Origin of the sequence: Listeria kieliensis (assembly GCF_003369925.1) — a bacterium.
Taxonomy (GTDB): domain Bacteria; phylum Bacillota; class Bacilli; order Lactobacillales; family Listeriaceae; genus Listeria; species Listeria kieliensis_A.
Genome location: NZ_LARY01000002.1, coordinates 228,562 through 244,723, shown reverse-complemented (window position 1 = coordinate 244,723; position 16,162 = coordinate 228,562). Strand labels below are relative to the sequence as shown.

18 protein-coding genes, 1 CRISPR repeat array and 1 riboswitch are annotated in these 16,162 nt (G+C 38.9%); all 18 genes read left to right on the top strand.

The annotated features are described in order from the left end of the window. Positions 1 to 49: 49 nt before the first annotated feature. The 18 genes from cas9 (at position 50) to UR08_RS06915 (ending at position 16,150) form a co-directional block, all read left to right on the top strand. The gene (gene cas9 / locus UR08_RS06995; protein WP_115752954.1) at positions 50 to 4,048 is read left to right on the top strand and encodes a type II CRISPR RNA-guided endonuclease Cas9; all 3,999 of its coding nucleotides are present in this window, start codon (positions 50 to 52) and stop codon (positions 4,046 to 4,048) included. Then, the gene (gene cas1, locus UR08_RS06990; RefSeq protein ID WP_115752953.1) at positions 4,049 to 4,921 is read left to right on the top strand and encodes a type II CRISPR-associated endonuclease Cas1; all 873 of its coding nucleotides are present in this window, start codon (positions 4,049 to 4,051) and stop codon (positions 4,919 to 4,921) included. It abuts the gene before it with no gap. An 11-nt stretch (positions 4,922 to 4,932) separates the two neighbouring features. After that, positions 4,933 to 5,259: a CRISPR-associated endonuclease Cas2 gene (gene cas2 / locus UR08_RS06985; protein WP_420812319.1), complete on the top strand. Its 327-nt coding sequence runs from the start codon at positions 4,933 to 4,935 to the stop codon at positions 5,257 to 5,259. Then, positions 5,246 to 5,911, top strand: a complete 666-nt coding sequence (gene csn2 / locus UR08_RS06980) for a type II-A CRISPR-associated protein Csn2 (RefSeq protein WP_420812318.1) — start codon at positions 5,246 to 5,248, stop codon at positions 5,909 to 5,911. Before cas2 ends, csn2 begins: the two co-directional genes overlap by 14 nt. 154 nt (positions 5,912 to 6,065) lie before the next feature. Continuing rightward, positions 6,066 to 6,365: a CRISPR direct-repeat array (repeat unit 36 nt; unit sequence GTTTTAGAGCTATGTTATTCTGAATGGTTCCAAAAC). 262 nt (positions 6,366 to 6,627) lie between these two features. Further along, positions 6,628 to 6,921, top strand: coding sequence for a WXG100 family type VII secretion target (locus tag UR08_RS06975; protein ID WP_036071444.1), 294 nt, complete (start codon positions 6,628 to 6,630; stop codon positions 6,919 to 6,921). A 74-nt stretch (positions 6,922 to 6,995) separates the two neighbouring features. Further along, positions 6,996 to 7,367 carry a DUF1310 family protein gene (locus tag UR08_RS06970; protein ID WP_115752950.1) on the top strand — a complete coding sequence of 124 codons (372 nt, stop codon included), beginning with the start codon at positions 6,996 to 6,998 and terminating at the stop codon, positions 7,365 to 7,367. Between the two features lie 6 nt (positions 7,368 to 7,373). Continuing rightward, a complete protein-coding gene (locus UR08_RS06965) occupies positions 7,374 to 8,612 on the top strand; it encodes a hypothetical protein (RefSeq protein WP_115752949.1) in 1,239 nt (412 codons plus the stop codon). 1 nt (position 8,613) lies between these two features. Further along, complete coding sequence (locus UR08_RS06960; RefSeq protein WP_115752948.1) at positions 8,614 to 8,979, top strand: hypothetical protein; 366 nt, start codon at positions 8,614 to 8,616, stop codon at positions 8,977 to 8,979. Further along, positions 8,976 to 9,242, top strand: coding sequence for a hypothetical protein (locus tag UR08_RS06955; protein ID WP_115752947.1), 267 nt, complete (start codon positions 8,976 to 8,978; stop codon positions 9,240 to 9,242). Before UR08_RS06960 ends, UR08_RS06955 begins: the two co-directional genes overlap by 4 nt. Before the next feature lie 602 nt (positions 9,243 to 9,844). Further along, on the top strand, positions 9,845 to 10,216 hold the full coding sequence (locus UR08_RS06950; protein ID WP_420812317.1) for an arsenate reductase family protein: 372 nt from the start codon (positions 9,845 to 9,847) through the stop codon (positions 10,214 to 10,216). A gap of 48 nt (positions 10,217 to 10,264) precedes the next feature. Further along, complete coding sequence (gcvH, locus tag UR08_RS06945) at positions 10,265 to 10,648, top strand: glycine cleavage system protein GcvH (protein ID WP_115753743.1); 384 nt, start codon at positions 10,265 to 10,267, stop codon at positions 10,646 to 10,648. A 67-nt stretch (positions 10,649 to 10,715) separates the two neighbouring features. Further along, complete coding sequence (locus UR08_RS06940) at positions 10,716 to 11,024, top strand: thioredoxin family protein (RefSeq protein WP_165849958.1); 309 nt, start codon at positions 10,716 to 10,718, stop codon at positions 11,022 to 11,024. 115 nt (positions 11,025 to 11,139) lie between these two features. Further along, positions 11,140 to 12,027, top strand: coding sequence for a cation diffusion facilitator family transporter (locus tag UR08_RS06935; protein WP_115752945.1), 888 nt, complete (start codon positions 11,140 to 11,142; stop codon positions 12,025 to 12,027). Between the two features lie 100 nt (positions 12,028 to 12,127). Continuing rightward, positions 12,128 to 12,820, top strand: a complete 693-nt coding sequence (locus UR08_RS06930; protein ID WP_115752944.1) for a response regulator transcription factor — start codon at positions 12,128 to 12,130, stop codon at positions 12,818 to 12,820. After that, positions 12,804 to 13,952: a sensor histidine kinase gene (locus tag UR08_RS06925; RefSeq protein WP_420812334.1), complete on the top strand. Its 1,149-nt coding sequence runs from the start codon at positions 12,804 to 12,806 to the stop codon at positions 13,950 to 13,952. Before UR08_RS06930 ends, UR08_RS06925 begins: the two co-directional genes overlap by 17 nt. Before the next feature lie 72 nt (positions 13,953 to 14,024). Continuing rightward, the gene (locus UR08_RS12995; protein ID WP_165849957.1) at positions 14,025 to 14,180 is read left to right on the top strand and encodes a hypothetical protein; all 156 of its coding nucleotides are present in this window, start codon (positions 14,025 to 14,027) and stop codon (positions 14,178 to 14,180) included. Positions 14,181 to 14,277: 97 nt separating this feature from the next. Continuing rightward, positions 14,278 to 14,385: riboswitch (SAM riboswitch) on the top strand. 80 nt (positions 14,386 to 14,465) lie between these two features. Then, entirely contained in the window at positions 14,466 to 15,488 is a 1,023-nt protein-coding gene (locus UR08_RS06920) for a methionine ABC transporter ATP-binding protein (RefSeq protein WP_115752942.1), read from the top strand. Continuing rightward, on the top strand, positions 15,485 to 16,150 hold the full coding sequence (locus UR08_RS06915) for a methionine ABC transporter permease (RefSeq protein WP_115752941.1): 666 nt from the start codon (positions 15,485 to 15,487) through the stop codon (positions 16,148 to 16,150). Before UR08_RS06920 ends, UR08_RS06915 begins: the two co-directional genes overlap by 4 nt. Positions 16,151 to 16,162 lie beyond the last annotated feature (12 nt).

The following is a 16,162-nucleotide window of genomic DNA, read 5'->3' as shown; positions in this document are numbered from 1 at the left end:
CTCACGTTACCTAAGCACAAATTTATTTTAAAAGAAAAGAGGCATCGAGATGAAGGATTATTCAATTAGTCTAGACATTGGGACAAACAGTGTTGGTTGGGCGGTTCTAACAGACGATTACAACCTTGTACGGCGTAGAATGAAAGTGACTGGCATGGCGGGAAAGTCGAGTGTAAAGAAAAATTTTTGGGGTGTTCGTTTGTTTGACGCTGGACAAGTTGCGATGGATACACGGTTAAAACGGACAACTCGTCGTAGATTGCGTCGCCGCAAAAATCGTTTGAATTATTTGCAAGAAATTTTTGGTCCGGAAATGAACAAAGTAGATGAAAACTTTTTCGCACGACTTGATGAGAGTTATTTAGTTGCGGATGATAAAAAGAATGAAAGGCACCCTATTTTTGGAACAATTGAAGAAGAAGTAGAGTACCACAAAAGCTTTAAAACGATCTATCATCTTCGCAAGTCACTCGCAGATTCGACAGATAAAGCGGATTTACGATTGATTTATTTGGCTTTGGCTCATATTGTTAAATTTCGAGGGCATTTTTTGATTGAAGGAGATTTGAATCTCGAAAATAGTTCGATTAAAGAAACATTTCGTGCTTTTATGGAAGCTTATAATGAAACTGATTATGCTGGTGCAGCAATGTCGGATGATGTGAAAGTGGAAGAAATCTTGAAGGATAAATTATCAAGATCGCGAAAAGCTGACGAATTGCTGAAACTTTTTCCTGGTGAAAAATCGAATGGGCTATTGAATCAGTTTTTTAAATTGATGGTCGGCAATCAAGGGAATTTTAAATCGATTTTTAAATTAGACGAAGATGCTAAAATTCAATTTTCAAAGGACACCTATGATGAGGACTTGGAAGAGTTGCTTGGACGTATTGGGGATGATTATGCTGAACTTTTTGCTGCAGCTAAGAATGTCTATGATGCGATGGAACTTGCGAACATTTTGACGGTTAATGACCGCGCAACAAGAGCTAAGTTGTCAAGTGCAATGGTGAAACGTTTCAAGGATCACAAAACAGATTTAGCGACATTGAAACAGTTTATCAAAACGCATTTGCCTGATGAATATGAAGCGTTCTTTGTGGATGCAAAACAAGATGGTTATGCGGGATACATTGATGGTGGGACTACTCAGGCGGAATTTTACGCCTTTTTAAAGAAAAAACTAAGTGGACTTGCGGGTGCTCAGTTGTTTCTTGAAAAGATTGAGCAAGAAGACTTTTTGAGAAAACAACGGACTTTTGATAATGGGGTGATTCCGCATCAGATTCATTTGAAGGAGTTGCAGGCGATCATCAAACAGCAAGCGACTTATTATCCTTTCTTGGCGGAGAATCAGGAGAAGATCGAATCGCTTGTTACGTTTAGAATTCCTTACTATGTTGGTCCTTTGGCGAAAGATAACAGCAGGTTTGCTTGGCTAGAGCGTACGACGGATGAGGCGATTCGTCCGTGGAATTTACAAGAAAACATTGATGTAGCGAATTCAGCAGTGAAATTCATCGAGAAAATGACGAATTTTGATACATATTTGCCGGAAGAAAAAGTACTACCAAAACATAGTCTGATCTATGAAAAATACATGGTTTACAATGAATTAACGAAGGTTTCCTATACGGATGATCGAGGGATCGTACAAAATTTTAATGGGCAGGAAAAACTGGCTATTTTTAATCGCTTGTTTAAAGCTGAGCGCAAGGTAACTCGGAAAATGCTAGAAAATTATTTGAGCAATGTCTTTGGCCTAGAAAGTCCTGAAGTGAATGGGATTGAAAACTCCTTCAATGCTTCGCTTAAGTCATATCATGATTTTATCAAATTGGGGATTTCCGAAGGGCTTTTAAATGATCCGAAAAATGAGGAAATGTTTGAAGAGATTGTTAAAATTTTGACGGTTTTTGAAGACCGTAAGATGATTCACGCGCAACTAAGCAAATATTCGGATCTTCTTTCAAAAGAAATCTTGAAAAAATTGGAACGTCGTCATTACACAGGTTGGGGACGCTTTTCTAAAAAGCTACTGGTCGGTATTCGCGATAAACAGTCGCAAAAGACGATTTTGGATTATTTGATGAGTGATGATGGAGTGAAGAAAAATATCAACCGAAACTTGATGCAACTCATTTCGGATAAGGATTTAAGTTTTAAGGAAATTATTGAAAAAGCAAGTGTAGACATGTCTGCTGGGATTGATGAAATTGTTCGCGAATTACCAGGAAGCCCTGCTATTAAAAAAGGAATTTTGCAAAGTTTGAAAGTTGTGCAAGAGTTAGTAAGGATTATGGGGTATCCACCTAAGAAAATTGTGATCGAAATGGCTCGCGAAACTCAAACGACTGCAAGAGGAAGGAACAATTCCAAGCCTCGGTTGAAAAGACTCGAAGAAGCGATTCGTGAACTTAAAAGCGATATTTTAAAAGAACATCCGGCAACAAATGCTGATTTGCAGGATGATCGTTTGTATTTGTATTACTTACAAAATGGGAGAGATATGTATACGGATAAGCCACTGGATATACACAATCTCTCACAATACGACATCGACCATATTATTCCACAGAGCTTTATAACCGATAATTCACTAGACAATCGTGTGCTAGTAACTTCTGCCGGAAACCGTGGAAAATCAGATGATGTTCCTAGTATTGATGTAGTCAGGAAAATGAAATCAATTTGGAATTCACTTCATCATGCAAAATTAATCAGTGATAAGAAATTAAATAACTTAACAAAAGCAGAGCGTGGTGGATTAACGGAAAAAGATAAACTAGGATTTATCAAACGTCAACTTGTTGAAACAAGACAAATCACTAAAAATGTGGCGGGCATTCTTCATCAACAGTTTAATGCGGAAAAAGATTCAGAAGGGAAAACCATTTTTAAAACTCAAATTGTCACACTGAAATCAGCTTTAACTAGTCGCTTTAGGCGAATGACTAAGCTATATAAGGTCAGAGAAATCAATGATCATCATCACGCACACGATGCCTATCTAAATGGCGTTGTGGCAAACGCTTTATTAAAAGTCTATCCAAAGCTTGCCCCAGAGTTTGTCTATGGAGATTATCGTAAATTTGACTTTTTCAAAGATAACAAAGCAACAGAGAAAACGCAATTTTACTCGAATATTATGCGCTTTTTTGATACGGATAGAAGAGCCGATGAAAATGGTGAAATTGTTTGGCATAAAGAACGAGATATCAAGACGATCAAAAAAGTTTTAGGCTATCATCAAATGAATATTGTCAAAAAAGTTGAAGTGCAAACGGGCAGTTTTTCTAAAGAATCGATTTTGCCGAAAGGACCTTCGAAAAAATTGATTCCGCGTAAAAATGAGTGGGATACAACTAAATATGGTGGTTTTGACAGTCCGATTGTAGCTTATTCGATCTTGTTTTCTCATGAAAAGGGAAAGAGTCGTAAAGTCACGCAAGAAATTTTAGGAATTACAATTATGGAACGAACAGCATTTGAAAAAGACGCCGTGCGCTTTTTGGAAAGTAAAGGTTACATCAATCCAACTGTCCAACTGAAGTTACCTAAATATGCGCTTTATGAATTTGAAGATGGTCGCCGTCGTTTACTGGCTAGTGCGGGCGAAGCACAAAAAGGAAATCAAATGATTCTTCCTAATCATTTAGTCGAATTGCTATATCACGCAAAAATCAGTACGGGTAATTCGGCTGAAAAAGATAACAGTTTAAAATATGTTGAAGAGCATAGAGAAGGTTTTTCAGAGGTTATGGCAGAGGTCAGTGAATTTACCAAGAAATACACATTAGCGCATAAGCGATTAGAGCAGGTTGAAGCGTTATACGAAAAAAATCAAAATGCTCCTGCCCAAGAAATAGCGGTTTCGTTTATTAACTTGATGCAGCTTAATAAAATGGGTGCTCCAGCTAGCTTTGAGTTTTTTGGTGAAAAAATTGATCGTCACCGGTACACAAGCACAGCTGAACTACTAAAAGCAACCGTTGTTTATCAGTCGATAACAGGACTGTATGAAGCAAGAAAGCGAGTGGATGAATAAATGGGTTGGCGCACGATCATCGTGAATCAGCATTCGAAATTAGCCTATAAAAACAACCATTTTATTTACCGAACATCTAGTAGTCAAGAGTTAATTCATTTGTCGGAAATAGACGTGTTATTACTAGAAACGACTGATATTACAATAACAACAATGTTATTAAAAAGGTTGGTAGATGAAAATATTTTAGTTCTTTTTTGCGATGATAAGCGTTTGCCTATCGCTAAATTGCAACCTTTTTATGGTCGGCATGATAGTAGTCTACAATTGACAAAGCAAATGGTTTGGAAAGATGCTGATAAAGCAGAGGTTTGGACAAAAATTATTTCCCAAAAAATTTTAAATCAAAAGCAGCATCTTGAACAACTTGGAAAATATGAAAAAGCTGAGTCACTGGTGGAACTTCATAACTGTTTAGAACTGTTTGATCCCACGAATCGTGAGGGGCACGCGGCGCGAATTTATTTTAATAGTCTTTTCGGAAATGATTTTACTAGAGAAGAAGACTCACCTATTAACGCCGGTTTGGATTATGGCTATACGCTACTAATGAGCATGTTTGCTAGGGAAATCGTAAAATCTGGTTGCCTTACGCAGTTAGGATTAAAGCATGCCAATCAATTCAATGATTTTAATCTAGCAAGCGACATTATGGAACCTTTTCGCCCACTTGTTGATCAAATTGTCTATGAAAATAGGAAAGAGGAATTTTTGATTATAAAGCGAAGACTATTTGATTTGTTTACAAATAATTATCTTTATAATGGTCATAATATGTTCTTGACCAATATAGTGGGTGATTATACGAAGAAAATAATCAAAGCACTGAATGGAGAAGTAGGAACAGAAAGGATTCCTGAATTTGGGATATGAGTTATCGCTATATGAGGATGATTTTAATGTTTGACATGCCGACAGAAACTGCTGAAGAGCGAAAAACGTATAGAAGGTTCCGCAAATTTCTAATAAACGAAGGGTTTATTATGCACCAGTTTTCTGTTTACAGTAAAATTTTATTGAACAGTTCGGCTAATACTGCGATGGTGAGTCGATTAAAGCAAAATGCGCCTAAAAAAGGTTTGATTACGTTACTCACGGTCACAGAAAAACAATTTTCAAGAATGATTTATCTAAGTGGCGTACAAGACGTGAGTGTCGCAAATACAGATGCAAGAGTGGTTTTTTTAGGGGAGGATTATGATGAATCTTAATTTTCCGTTACTCGATCGACCGATTAAAATCTCTGATGGTACTTTATTTGTGGTAGAAGATGTAAGAGTATTTTCGAGTGTTGTACAAAATTTTTATCAGTATGAAGAAGCAACTGATTTGAAATTATTTGATGATAAATTTCAAGCCTTGAAATCTTCAGAGCTAATGCTAATCACTGATATTCTAGGTTTTGATGTGAATTCCCCTACTGTTTTAAAACTTATTTACGCAGACTTGGAAAATCAATTAAACGAAAAACCAGAAGTGAAGTCGATGATTGATAAGTTAACATCTACAATTAGTGAACTTATCGGCTATGAATTATTAGAGCATGAACTTGATTTAGAAGGTGATGAAATAACTATTTTAGAATTATTTAAAGCCCTTGGAATCAAGATTGAAACACAAAGTGACACGATTTTTGAAAAGCTTATGGAGATTCTTCAAGTCTATAAATATTTATCCAAGAAAAAACTTTTAGTTTTAATAAATATTTGCTCGTATTTAACAAAAACAGAAATCGTGGAGATCTTGGAATATATCTCATTAAATAATGTTGAGGTATTGATCGTTGAGCCGAGAAGAGTTGATGGATGTATTCAATATATTTTGGATGAAGATTACTTTTTAAGCACTGAGGATTTAGTCTAATGGAATAGGTGACTTGAATAACAGTTGATGTTTCTAAGAAGCCAAGAAAAAGCGTGTTCTTTGAAAGCAAAAATATGAAAAAGGAACCATCAGAATTGAAGTCCTTGCTAGGGACGAGTGGTGCGATTACGAGATGTCGGAAAAGCTTTCCGAGGTTTTAGAGCTATGTTATTCTGAATGGTTCCAAAACGCGGATTTTCTTGCTCCGTTTCGTTTTCATGTTTTAGAGCTATGTTATTCTGAATGGTTCCAAAACATCAACAATGCTAAATGCTTATTTACCTTAGTTTTAGAGCTATGTTATTCTGAATGGTTCCAAAACTCAGAAGCAAAATTCTAAATCTCATAGTACGTTTTAGAGCTATGTTATTCTGAATGGTTCCAAAACTCCGCCACTTTCGACAAGCTTATGGCTGAAGTTTTAGAGCTATGTTATTCTGAATGGTTCCAATGCAATATAATTTTTTAGAAGTAGCCATGTTTTTAGGGGGATTTATTTTCATTAGCAAAAGTGCTTGTGTGACAATGTATCATTGTGTAGACATATTGCGAGACGCAGATATAAAGTGGAAGCATTGATAAAGACGTGTTTTGCGCTGCTAAAGCTCGGTATCTGATGAACAGAAATATTCACAAAAATTTCACAGACATGGTGTTAAGGTTGTGCTATATTAAAAATTGAAAGAAAACAATACATAATTTAGGAGATGATTTTCATGTCTGGTCAAATCAGAATGACCCCGGCAGAACTACGGGATCGCGCCAAAACATATGGCACAAGCGCACGAGATATTGAACAAATGCTACAACGTTTATCTCAATTACAAGAACAACTTCGCAGTGAATGGGAAGGACAAGCATTCGCGCGCTTTGACGATCAGTTCAATCAACTAAAACCAAAAGTAACCGAGTTTGCGAATTTGATGGACCAAATTGAACAACAACTTCAAAAAACAGCGACAGCAGTGGAAGAGCAAGATCAGCAACTTTCTCAAAACTTTGGTTTTTAATTTCAAAAAAGTGTCTCTTATTGTATATTATAAGAGGCATTTTTGATAGAGAGAATAAAAGATGGAGGAATGAGATGAAAAAAGGTTGGATTATTTTTATTTCTATTGTTGTAGTCATTATTGCTGTTATCGCAATTGTGGGAGGGAAGATATACATGGATAATAAAAAGTTGAATGAAGATATGAAAGAAGTTGTAAAAAGTAATGAGAGTTTGATAGAAAAAGAATTGGCAGTATATGACACACATAATAAAATACGTAGTGTTTCAATCGATTATGATACTGTTGAAAAAAGTCCTATGGGTGGCATTTTGTTCCAAGGCTATGTAAATGATGACAAAACATTAACTTTTAATGCTGGTTTGAAAAAAAACAATTCTGAAATTAAGGCGACTAATACAGCTCCTAAAAAGAAACTAAATGTATTTTTAGAAGAGAAGGAGTAGAAATAAATGAATGATGAACAGCGAGTTGAATATGCAAATTGGGAGTATTCTAAATTACATCAAGGAGACCCTATCACTATTACAGGAAAGGGGGAAGTAGGCAAGGTTTCCCAAGTGAATAATAAAAAATCCACTGGCGAGCAATCTTACATTGTTACGGATAAAGGAACGCTTCCCACGGCATCAGCATCCGAGCGGGCCAATGTAAAAGAAGTCACGATTCTTTATCGTGGCTCTACGGGAATTGACAAAATAAAACAAGAACCTGGTGACGTTATCAAAGATTGGATTGGAAACGATTTAATTATGGGAACCGCCATTTTTAATGGAGGTGGAGCTCCTGCAAGTCCACAACTTGCTTCGTCTGCGGATACGCTAAAAGAGACCATACGTACATATCCAAATGCTAAAATTTATATTTATGGCCATTCCCTAGGTTCGATGAATGGGCAATATGCTTTAGCTGATTTAAGCCAGGAACAGCTTAGGCATATTGGAGGCGCCTATTTATACCAAGGTCCGAATGTGTATTCTACACTAAACAGTAAACAAAAGGAAACTGTGGCGGCACTAAATAAATTAGGGATTATTAATAACTATATTGATCCGAGAGATATTATTCCAATTGGTTACGGAGTTAACCAGGAAACGATTGGCCAACTTATTTTAGTAGATTCAAAGAAAGCGGATAGCGTGACCGATCAACATATGTGGGGCGGTTATCAATATGATAAAGATGGGAATGTACTGACTGATGCTAAGGGTTATGCTGCTTTGGCCAAAAGTACAACAAGGGAAAAACTGAACGGCCTTGAAGAACTGAAGAAAATATTTGCAAAAAGCGGTGGCCATTTATCTGGATCAGAAAAAATCTTTTTAGATGCAGCTGAAGCGTTAGCTTTAACACAAGGTATGAAGATGACCATTCAATATGAAATGAACGAACTACAAAAGGCTTTTAAAAAAGGAATGGATAATGCGGATGAATTATGGCGAGACACACTAAAAGATGCGCGGACAATTGGACTATCGCTTTCTGAATCTGAAATACTCGATGCTCTAGCAAGCGGTGGAGCAACGGAAGCAAGCATTCGAACAAACCCCAAAGACAAGTATCAAAGAAAGATCACAAAATTAAAAGCGATTGAAAAAGACTATAATGAATTAATTAACAACATCAAGCATGCGATCGCCGATCAGTTACAAAACGATCACGATTTAGCGCAACAGATTGGAGGTGCATAAGATGGAGCTTTCATTTCAAAGGCGACTCGAAGAACTGGAACAAGATTATACTAGAACACATAAAAAGCAAGAAGAAAACTTAGAAGAAATCTATTTTCAAAACAGAGGATTTGAAAAAGGCTTAGATGATTTGGCTGATCGATTAAGATATGTGACTTCTCGTTATGATTCGGAACAAATGCCACCAATGGGAAAAGGATACTCGATCATTTCACACGCTCATGAAGAAGGAAACTATTTGGTCAAGCAACTGACGAATGAACTGGAAGAGGAAATGGAACACACCACACAGGCCTATGATAAAGAAAGAACTCGTTATGAAGAGGAGTACTTGCTTGCTAAAAAGAAGGAAGGAGAACAATTATGATTGATGGCTTAGCAGAGGGGCTAAACGACATCCAGAAAAAGGCTGAAAAATCATTAATTCACTTTTTTACGGCTTCGCACAGCAAGTCTACTTCTGAAACGCGGAAACAGGTAATGAAGGAGATGGAGAAAGAATCGGTTCAAAAAGTGAAGTCTGCAAGTAAGGCCTATTTGGATTCTTTTTCTAGCTCGGCTCAAGGAAAATGGAGCAAAGCAGTAGATACTGCATTTAAGAACACAAACAAAGTGTTGAAAGATTTATAAACCTGTTTGGTTGTTTGCCTGTATTGTGGATGGGTATTTTGAGATTTACACGAAACGAAACCATCAGAATTGAAGTCCTTGCTAGGGACGAGTGGTGCGATTACGAAATGTCGGAAAAGCTTTCCGAGGTTTTAGAGCTATGTTATTCTGAATGGTTCCAAAACTCTGCCGCTATTGGTTTGATGTCAAATAATGTTTTAGAGCTATGTTATTCTGAATGGTTCCAAAACCATTCGGTATTAAAAAACATCTATTGAAAAGTTTTAGAGCTATGTTATTCTGAATGGTTCCAAAACAACCTCAGACTCTACAATATCAAGAGCGAAGTTTTAGAGCCATGATTCCAAACAAATTCAAGCCGCTTGCTGCATTTGCCTATTTGCACTTGAAGCAACCGGTTTTCCAATAAAATAAGAATTTTGTTCCACAAATGTGTCAATTTTTTAAACAAAGAGTCAGAAAAAATATTTTTTGTATGCGCTTACTGCATTGGTATTGCTTTCATATCGAAGTCGTGATAAGATGATTACTGTAATGTGAAGTTACTGTTTTTTTAGTTGTGCTTTCCTTTAAAATATTCTATGATAGAAAGTGAATAGAGTATGAAGGGAGCAACTGATGTGATTGATTTTTACTGGTATCCAAAATGTTCAACTTGCCGGAAAGCGAAGGCTTGGCTCGATGAAAATCAAGTGAAGTATAACCAAATTGACTTGGTTGAAACGCCGCCAACTGCGGAAACGCTCAAAGCGCTTTGGCAGAAAAGTGGGTTGCCGCTGCGCCGTTTCTTTAACACAAGTGGGATTAAATACCGTGAGCTTGGTCTTAAAGACAAACTTGAGGATATGCCGGAGGATGAAGCATTCAAGCTGCTTGCTTCTGATGGAAAACTCATTAAGCGCCCGCTTACAACGGACGGGAATAAGGTAACACTCGGCTTTAAAGAGCAAGAATTTGAAGCTGATTGGAAATAATAAAGCGTAACAGGAAAGAGATAAAAAGGAGGAATTTTTAAAATGGCTGTGAATATACCAGAAACTTTAAAGTATTCAAGTGACGATGAATGGGTGAAAAAAGACGGCGATACATATCTGATTGGAATCACGGATTTCGCACAAGATCAGTTAGGGGACATTGTATTCGTTGAACTTCCTGAAGTTGGCGATGAATTTGAAAAAGATGGTGGATATGGAAGTGTTGAATCGGTTAAAACGGTTTCTGATCTTCTAGCACCGATTGCTTGTAAAGTCGTTGAAATCAATCCGGCTCTTGAAGATGCTCCGGAAACGTTAAATAGCGATCCATACGGCGAAGGCTGGATTTTGAAAGTGGAAGCAACAAATGAAGCAGATTTGGATGAACTACTTTCAAGCGAAGATTACCAAAAACGCGTTGACGAAGCGTAAGAAATAGACAGCAAAAACCGGTTCCCTTGTGGAGCCGGTTTTTCTTCATGGAAAGGAGGGGATGCTTGTGCTCACTTTTGGAAAGCAAGAACTTGAGGCGGTGCTTAAGGAAAAACGGGATCAGCTCTTCTTTTTTTACACGCCGATGTGTGGCGGGTGTCAGGTTGCTCGTGAAATGATTGAACTCGTGTTGAAAGGGGAGGCGGGACTACAAATTGCCGAAATCGACCTTAACTATATTCCGGATTACGCTAGTCAATTTGAAATTGAATCCGTTCCTGCGCTTGTCGCGATTCAAAATGGCAAGCTCGTTGCTAAGCGCTACGAAATCAATAATGTCATGGATGTCTTTGAATTTACTTCCAAATTTGCCTAAAGGAAAAACTTTTTCCTTCTCGATATAGAGCTGAACACTACTAAAAAGATTGCTATAGACCCAAAACGGCAGGCTGTGATAAGATAACTACGGCAAAAAGTTCTGGGGGTTTAAAATGGAAGCTAGTCATGTAGAAAAACATAAAAATTTAACGATTCTTTCGGTGATCAGTAACTTTGTGATTGTCGTTTTGAAATTGATCATCGGATTTTTGACAGGATCGGTTGCTGTCATTTCAGAGGGGATTCATTCTTCAATGGATTTATTCGCCTCAGTCATCACTTTTTTTTCACTCCGGATTTCTGGACGTCCGGCCGATGAGGACCATCCTTATGGGCACGGTAAAGCGGAAAATATTGCAGGGACAATCGAAACGCTGTTGATTTTTGTAGCGGGAATTTGGATTATCACAGAGTCGATCGACAAGTTTTTCAATCCACATGAAATTAGACTGCCAATGCTTGGAATCGGAGTTATGGTACTTGGCGCACTCATCAATTTCATCGTTTCTCGCATCATTAAACGAGCGGCAGATAAAGCCAATTCGGTCGCGATGAAATCGAATGCGCTTCATTTGTACACGGATGTGTTCACTTCGCTTGGAATTGCGTTTAGTTTACTTTTGGTTCATTTGACGGGCTGGCTGTTTCTGGATCCGATCATCGCGATTTTGACGGCGATTTATATTATGTATGAGGCTTTTAAATTGTTGAAAGAATCTTTTCCGCCGCTTATGGATCAACGTTTGTCGCGCAAAGAAGAAGCGGAAATTAAGCGAATCATTATGGCACATCAAGCTGAGTTTATTGAATTCCATGATTTTCGCTCGCGTCGTGCTGGGGCAGAAGAATATATTGATTTTCACTTGGTCGTGCCTTCCGAGATGACAATCGAGACGGCGCATGCGCTCTGCAACGAAATTGAAAAAGAAATATATGATTTTTATTCGAAGGCGCAGGTCTTGATTCACCTTGAGCCAGAAGAAGAACGTATTTATAGCTAGATGAAAAGTTTAATTTTTACTAAAGAAATCTGATTCGGATTTCTTTTTTTCTTGTAGTGGTGATACAATGGGACTAACAAATTAGAGGAGCGATTTTAATATGACAGCCATCTTAATTGCTGATGATGATAAAGAAATTGTGGATTTGGTGCAGCTCTATCTTCAAAACGAAGGCTATGAGATTTATCAGGCTTATGACGGGGAAAGAGTTTTAGAACTTGTGAATGAGCGGGAATTCTCGCTTGTGATTTTAGATATTATGATGCCAAAACTGGATGGGCTTGAAGTTTGTCGCAGAATGCGTAGTGAAGGGATTTTAACGCCGATTTTGATGCTCAGTGCGAAAGCAGAAGATAACGACAAAATTATGGGACTACTTACGGGCGCAGATGATTACATGATCAAACCGTTTAATCCGCTAGAACTCTCGGTGCGGGTTAAGGCGATTTTGCGACGCATCAAGCAAATGCAACGAGGAGCGAGTTCGGAAAGTCATCATCTTGTGATTGGTCCGATTGAAATTAACCGCGATCAACACATTGTGACGGTTTCTGGAAACGAACTGCATTTGACGACTTCGGAATTTGATATTCTTTATTTGCTGGCTAGTGAACCAGGCCGAGTTTTCAGTTCAGAATATATTTTCGAGAAAATTTGGCAGGAGCAAGCTTTTGGAGCGAGTAAAACGGTGATGGTCCACATTAGCAACTTGCGAGACAAGATGCGAGTTGCGATGGGTGGCGAAAATGTTATCAAAACGATTTGGGGAGTAGGATATAAAATTGAAATTTAAACGTTGGTTGAAACATGTGATGCACGTGATGCGACCTTGGCAAATTATTTTATTTGCGATTTTATCTTGGTTTGTTGCTTCCTTTGCTCTGCAAACGATTTATTTATGGCTGCTTTCGATTCGCGATGATTCGGTGGTTTTGCGTGGTTTAAATGATTCGTTCATCGATTTATTTGGGCGCGGAAAGTATAATAACATCGTTGAATCTCCAATTATGATTCTTGCGAAATATGTGTTACTGGTTTTGATGGCATGGCTTGTGTTTTACTTCTTCTACCGGTTTATGCGTGGGCGGGCGCTGAAAAATCAACTTCGGACGATCAATTATGCGCTTGGTACGGACCGGGCTGTTGATACATCGAGTCTCGTTCCGGAAATTAGCGAGCTTGAGACGAACATTGAGAAAATGCGAGCGCGCCAGAAGAACTTGATGGAGCAGGAGCAAGAAGCGCAGCAAGCGAAAAATGATTTGATCACGAATGTTTCGCACGATTTGCGGACGCCGCTCACCTCGATTCTTGGCTATTTAAGTTATATTCACGATGACCGGTACCGCGACGAAGTGGAGCTCAAATATTATACGGATTTGGTATATGATAAGGCGCGACATTTGCATAAATTGATTGATGACTTGTTTTCGTATACTCGGCTTGAAAGTCCGGATTATTTGCTTGCGACAGACCGGATTGATATGGTGGAACTTTTGCGGCAACTTGTGGCGGAGTTTGATGGCTTGGCGCGCGAAAAAGGCACGGAAATTGTGGAACTTTATCAAGCGGAAAACTTGCTTGTGAACGGGGATGGCAATCAAATTATGCGGCTATTTGAAAACTTGTTTTCAAATGCGCTTCGCTATGGCAGTGATAGCGGGAAAATTGAAGTTGTAGCGTATCAGGAAGAAGAATGGGCCGTCGTTAATGTGACCAATTTTGGGGAAGAAATTCCGGCGCTTGATTTGCCACATTTATTTGAGCGTTTTTACAAAGTGGATAAAAACCGAACGACGACGGGAACGGGGCTTGGGCTTGCGATTTCGAAGTCGATCGTGGAACGACATGGTGGGCTCGTAACGGCGACAAGCAAGAACCGGAAGACTACTTTCACGGTAAAATTACCGCTACTCAATCTTTAAACTTTCTTATCTTTTTCTTTCTTTGCGATTTAGTTTGGCAAGGTAAACTAAGAAGCATGAGGGGGAAAAGTGATGACCATGAAAAACCTGACGATTCTTGTAGTGGCGATTTTGACGGTCTTGGCAGTTTTTTATTTTGTGAGTCAAACGATTGTTCAGCATATATACGGTGAAACGGCTGAACAGGCGCTTTTTATAGTTAATGTAACACGAGCCATTTGGCTTTAAGTGAAGAAAACCATATAATTTATTGTTGACAAATGGTTCTTCAAAATGTAAGATAAAAAAACAGAGGATATAATAATCCAAATAAAATAGTTCTAAATTCTTATCCAGAGTGGTGGAGGGAAATGCCCTGTGAAACCCAGCAACCTAAGTGTTTTTTACTTAAGGTGCTAATTCATGCAGAACGAAAGGTTCTGAAAGATGAGAAGAAAGCGAAGTTGAATTTATTCATGCCTTTCTGCTCATGCAGGAAGGCATTTTTAGTTTATGAGGAAAAGGTGAGGCAAAATGATAACGCTCCAGAACGTAGTAAAAGATTATGTAGCGCGTAAAAATCGTGTGCGCGCAGTGGATGACGTCAGCCTAGAAATTGCTGATGGTGAAATTTTCGGCGTCGTGGGTTATTCCGGGGCTGGGAAAAGTAGTTTGATTCGTTTGTTTAATGGACTCGAACTACCAACTGCAGGCGATGTGACGGTGGATAATAAAAAAATCAGTCAAATCAAGGGACGCGAACTTAGAAAAGCGCGCCAAAAAATCGGGATGATTTTTCAGCATTTCAACTTGCTTTGGTCGCGGACGGTATTTGAAAATATTGCTTTCCCGCTTGAAATTGCTGGTGTGAAACGAGCTGAGCGAAAAGAGCGCGTGCAAGAACTGGTTCAACTTGTGGGGCTTTCCGGGAAGGAAAATGCTTATCCATCTGAACTAAGCGGCGGCCAAAAACAACGTGTTGGAATCGCACGAGCGCTTGCGAATGACCCAGATGTATTGCTTTGCGACGAAGCAACGAGCGCACTTGATCCACAAACGACGGATGAAGTTTTGGATCTTTTGCTTGATATCAACAAACGGCTGAACTTGACTATTATTGTGATTACCCATGAAATGCACGTTATCCGTAAGATTTGTAACCGAGTGGCTGTCATGGAAGCGGGAAAAGTGGTGGAGCTTGGAGATGTGCTTGAGGTCTTTAAACATCCCAAACAAAATGTGACGAAGCGCTTTATCGAACAAGTGACTGAATCGGATGAAACAGAAGAACTGATTCACCTACTGCTCACAAATTATTCCGAAGGCAAACTCGTGAAGTTGCTGTTTATGAGCGAGAATGCAACCCAGCCGGTTATCTCACAAGTGGCTCAAAAATACGAGGTGGATTTAAACGTGCTTCACGGCAGCCTCACACAAACGCAAAACGGGGCTTACGGCACGCTTTATGTGCAAATTCAAGGAACAGACGAAGAAATTGAAAAGACGATTGAGTCGTTACGCGCGGCGAAAGTAGAAACGGAAGTGATTGAAGGATGAACGCATTTTTGAGCGATATTGACTGGACAGCCATGTGGGGTTACACGAAAGACACCTTGTACATGACGATTATTTCGCTGATTGCCGTGTTTATCCTCGGCATCTTGCTTGGTCTCTTACTGTTTTTAACGAACCGCAAACAAAACATTTTTGCAAGAATATTATATTGGGTGACGGCCGTCCTCGTGAACGTTTTTCGGTCGATTCCCTTTATCATTTTAATCGTCCTACTTCTTCCGGTTACAAGCGCCGTGATTGGAACGATCATTGGTCCAAAGGCAGCCTTACCCGCGCTGATTATTTCGGCGGCTCCATTTTATGCGCGCATGGTTGAAATTGCTTTCCGCGAAGTGGATAAAGGGGTCCTTGAAGCTGCAAAAGCAATGGGAGGCGGCTTATCGACAACGATTTTCAAAGTCCTCATCCCAGAAGCGCTACCCGCACTGATTTCGGGAATTACCGTTACGGCGATTTCGCTTGTTGGATTTACCGCAATGGCAGGGATCATTGGTGCCGGTGGACTCGGAAACGCTGCGTACTTAGAAGGCTTCCAGCGTAACCAGCCAGAAATTACGATCGTTGCGACGATCATTATTTTAATCATTGTTTTCATTTTTCAATTCATCGGCGATTTACTTACGAAAATCGTGGATAAACGATAAAAAAGGAGCGTG

Bases quoted from the DNA above. Each gene is read 5' to 3' on its own strand.
- cas9 (WP_115752954.1), top strand. From the start codon at position 50: ATGAAGGATTATTCAATTAGTCTAGACATTGGGACAAACAGTGTTGGT.
- cas1 (WP_115752953.1), top strand. From the start codon at position 4,049: ATGGGTTGGCGCACGATCATCGTGAATCAGCATTCGAAATTAGCCTAT.
- cas2 (WP_420812319.1), top strand. From the start codon at position 4,933: ATGAGGATGATTTTAATGTTTGACATGCCGACAGAAACTGCTGAAGAG.
- csn2 (WP_420812318.1), top strand. From the start codon at position 5,246: ATGATGAATCTTAATTTTCCGTTACTCGATCGACCGATTAAAATCTCT.
- UR08_RS06975 (WP_036071444.1), top strand. From the start codon at position 6,628: ATGTCTGGTCAAATCAGAATGACCCCGGCAGAACTACGGGATCGCGCC.
- UR08_RS06970 (WP_115752950.1), top strand. From the start codon at position 6,996: ATGAAAAAAGGTTGGATTATTTTTATTTCTATTGTTGTAGTCATTATT.
- UR08_RS06965 (WP_115752949.1), top strand. From the start codon at position 7,374: ATGAATGATGAACAGCGAGTTGAATATGCAAATTGGGAGTATTCTAAA.
- UR08_RS06960 (WP_115752948.1), top strand. From the start codon at position 8,614: ATGGAGCTTTCATTTCAAAGGCGACTCGAAGAACTGGAACAAGATTAT.
- UR08_RS06955 (WP_115752947.1), top strand. From the start codon at position 8,976: ATGATTGATGGCTTAGCAGAGGGGCTAAACGACATCCAGAAAAAGGCT.
- UR08_RS06950 (WP_420812317.1), top strand. From the start codon at position 9,845: ATGAAGGGAGCAACTGATGTGATTGATTTTTACTGGTATCCAAAATGT.
- UR08_RS06935 (WP_115752945.1), top strand. From the start codon at position 11,140: ATGGAAGCTAGTCATGTAGAAAAACATAAAAATTTAACGATTCTTTCG.
- UR08_RS06930 (WP_115752944.1), top strand. From the start codon at position 12,128: ATGACAGCCATCTTAATTGCTGATGATGATAAAGAAATTGTGGATTTG.
- UR08_RS12995 (WP_165849957.1), top strand. From the start codon at position 14,025: ATGACCATGAAAAACCTGACGATTCTTGTAGTGGCGATTTTGACGGTC.
- UR08_RS06920 (WP_115752942.1), top strand. From the start codon at position 14,466: ATGATAACGCTCCAGAACGTAGTAAAAGATTATGTAGCGCGTAAAAAT.
- UR08_RS06915 (WP_115752941.1), top strand. From the start codon at position 15,485: ATGAACGCATTTTTGAGCGATATTGACTGGACAGCCATGTGGGGTTAC.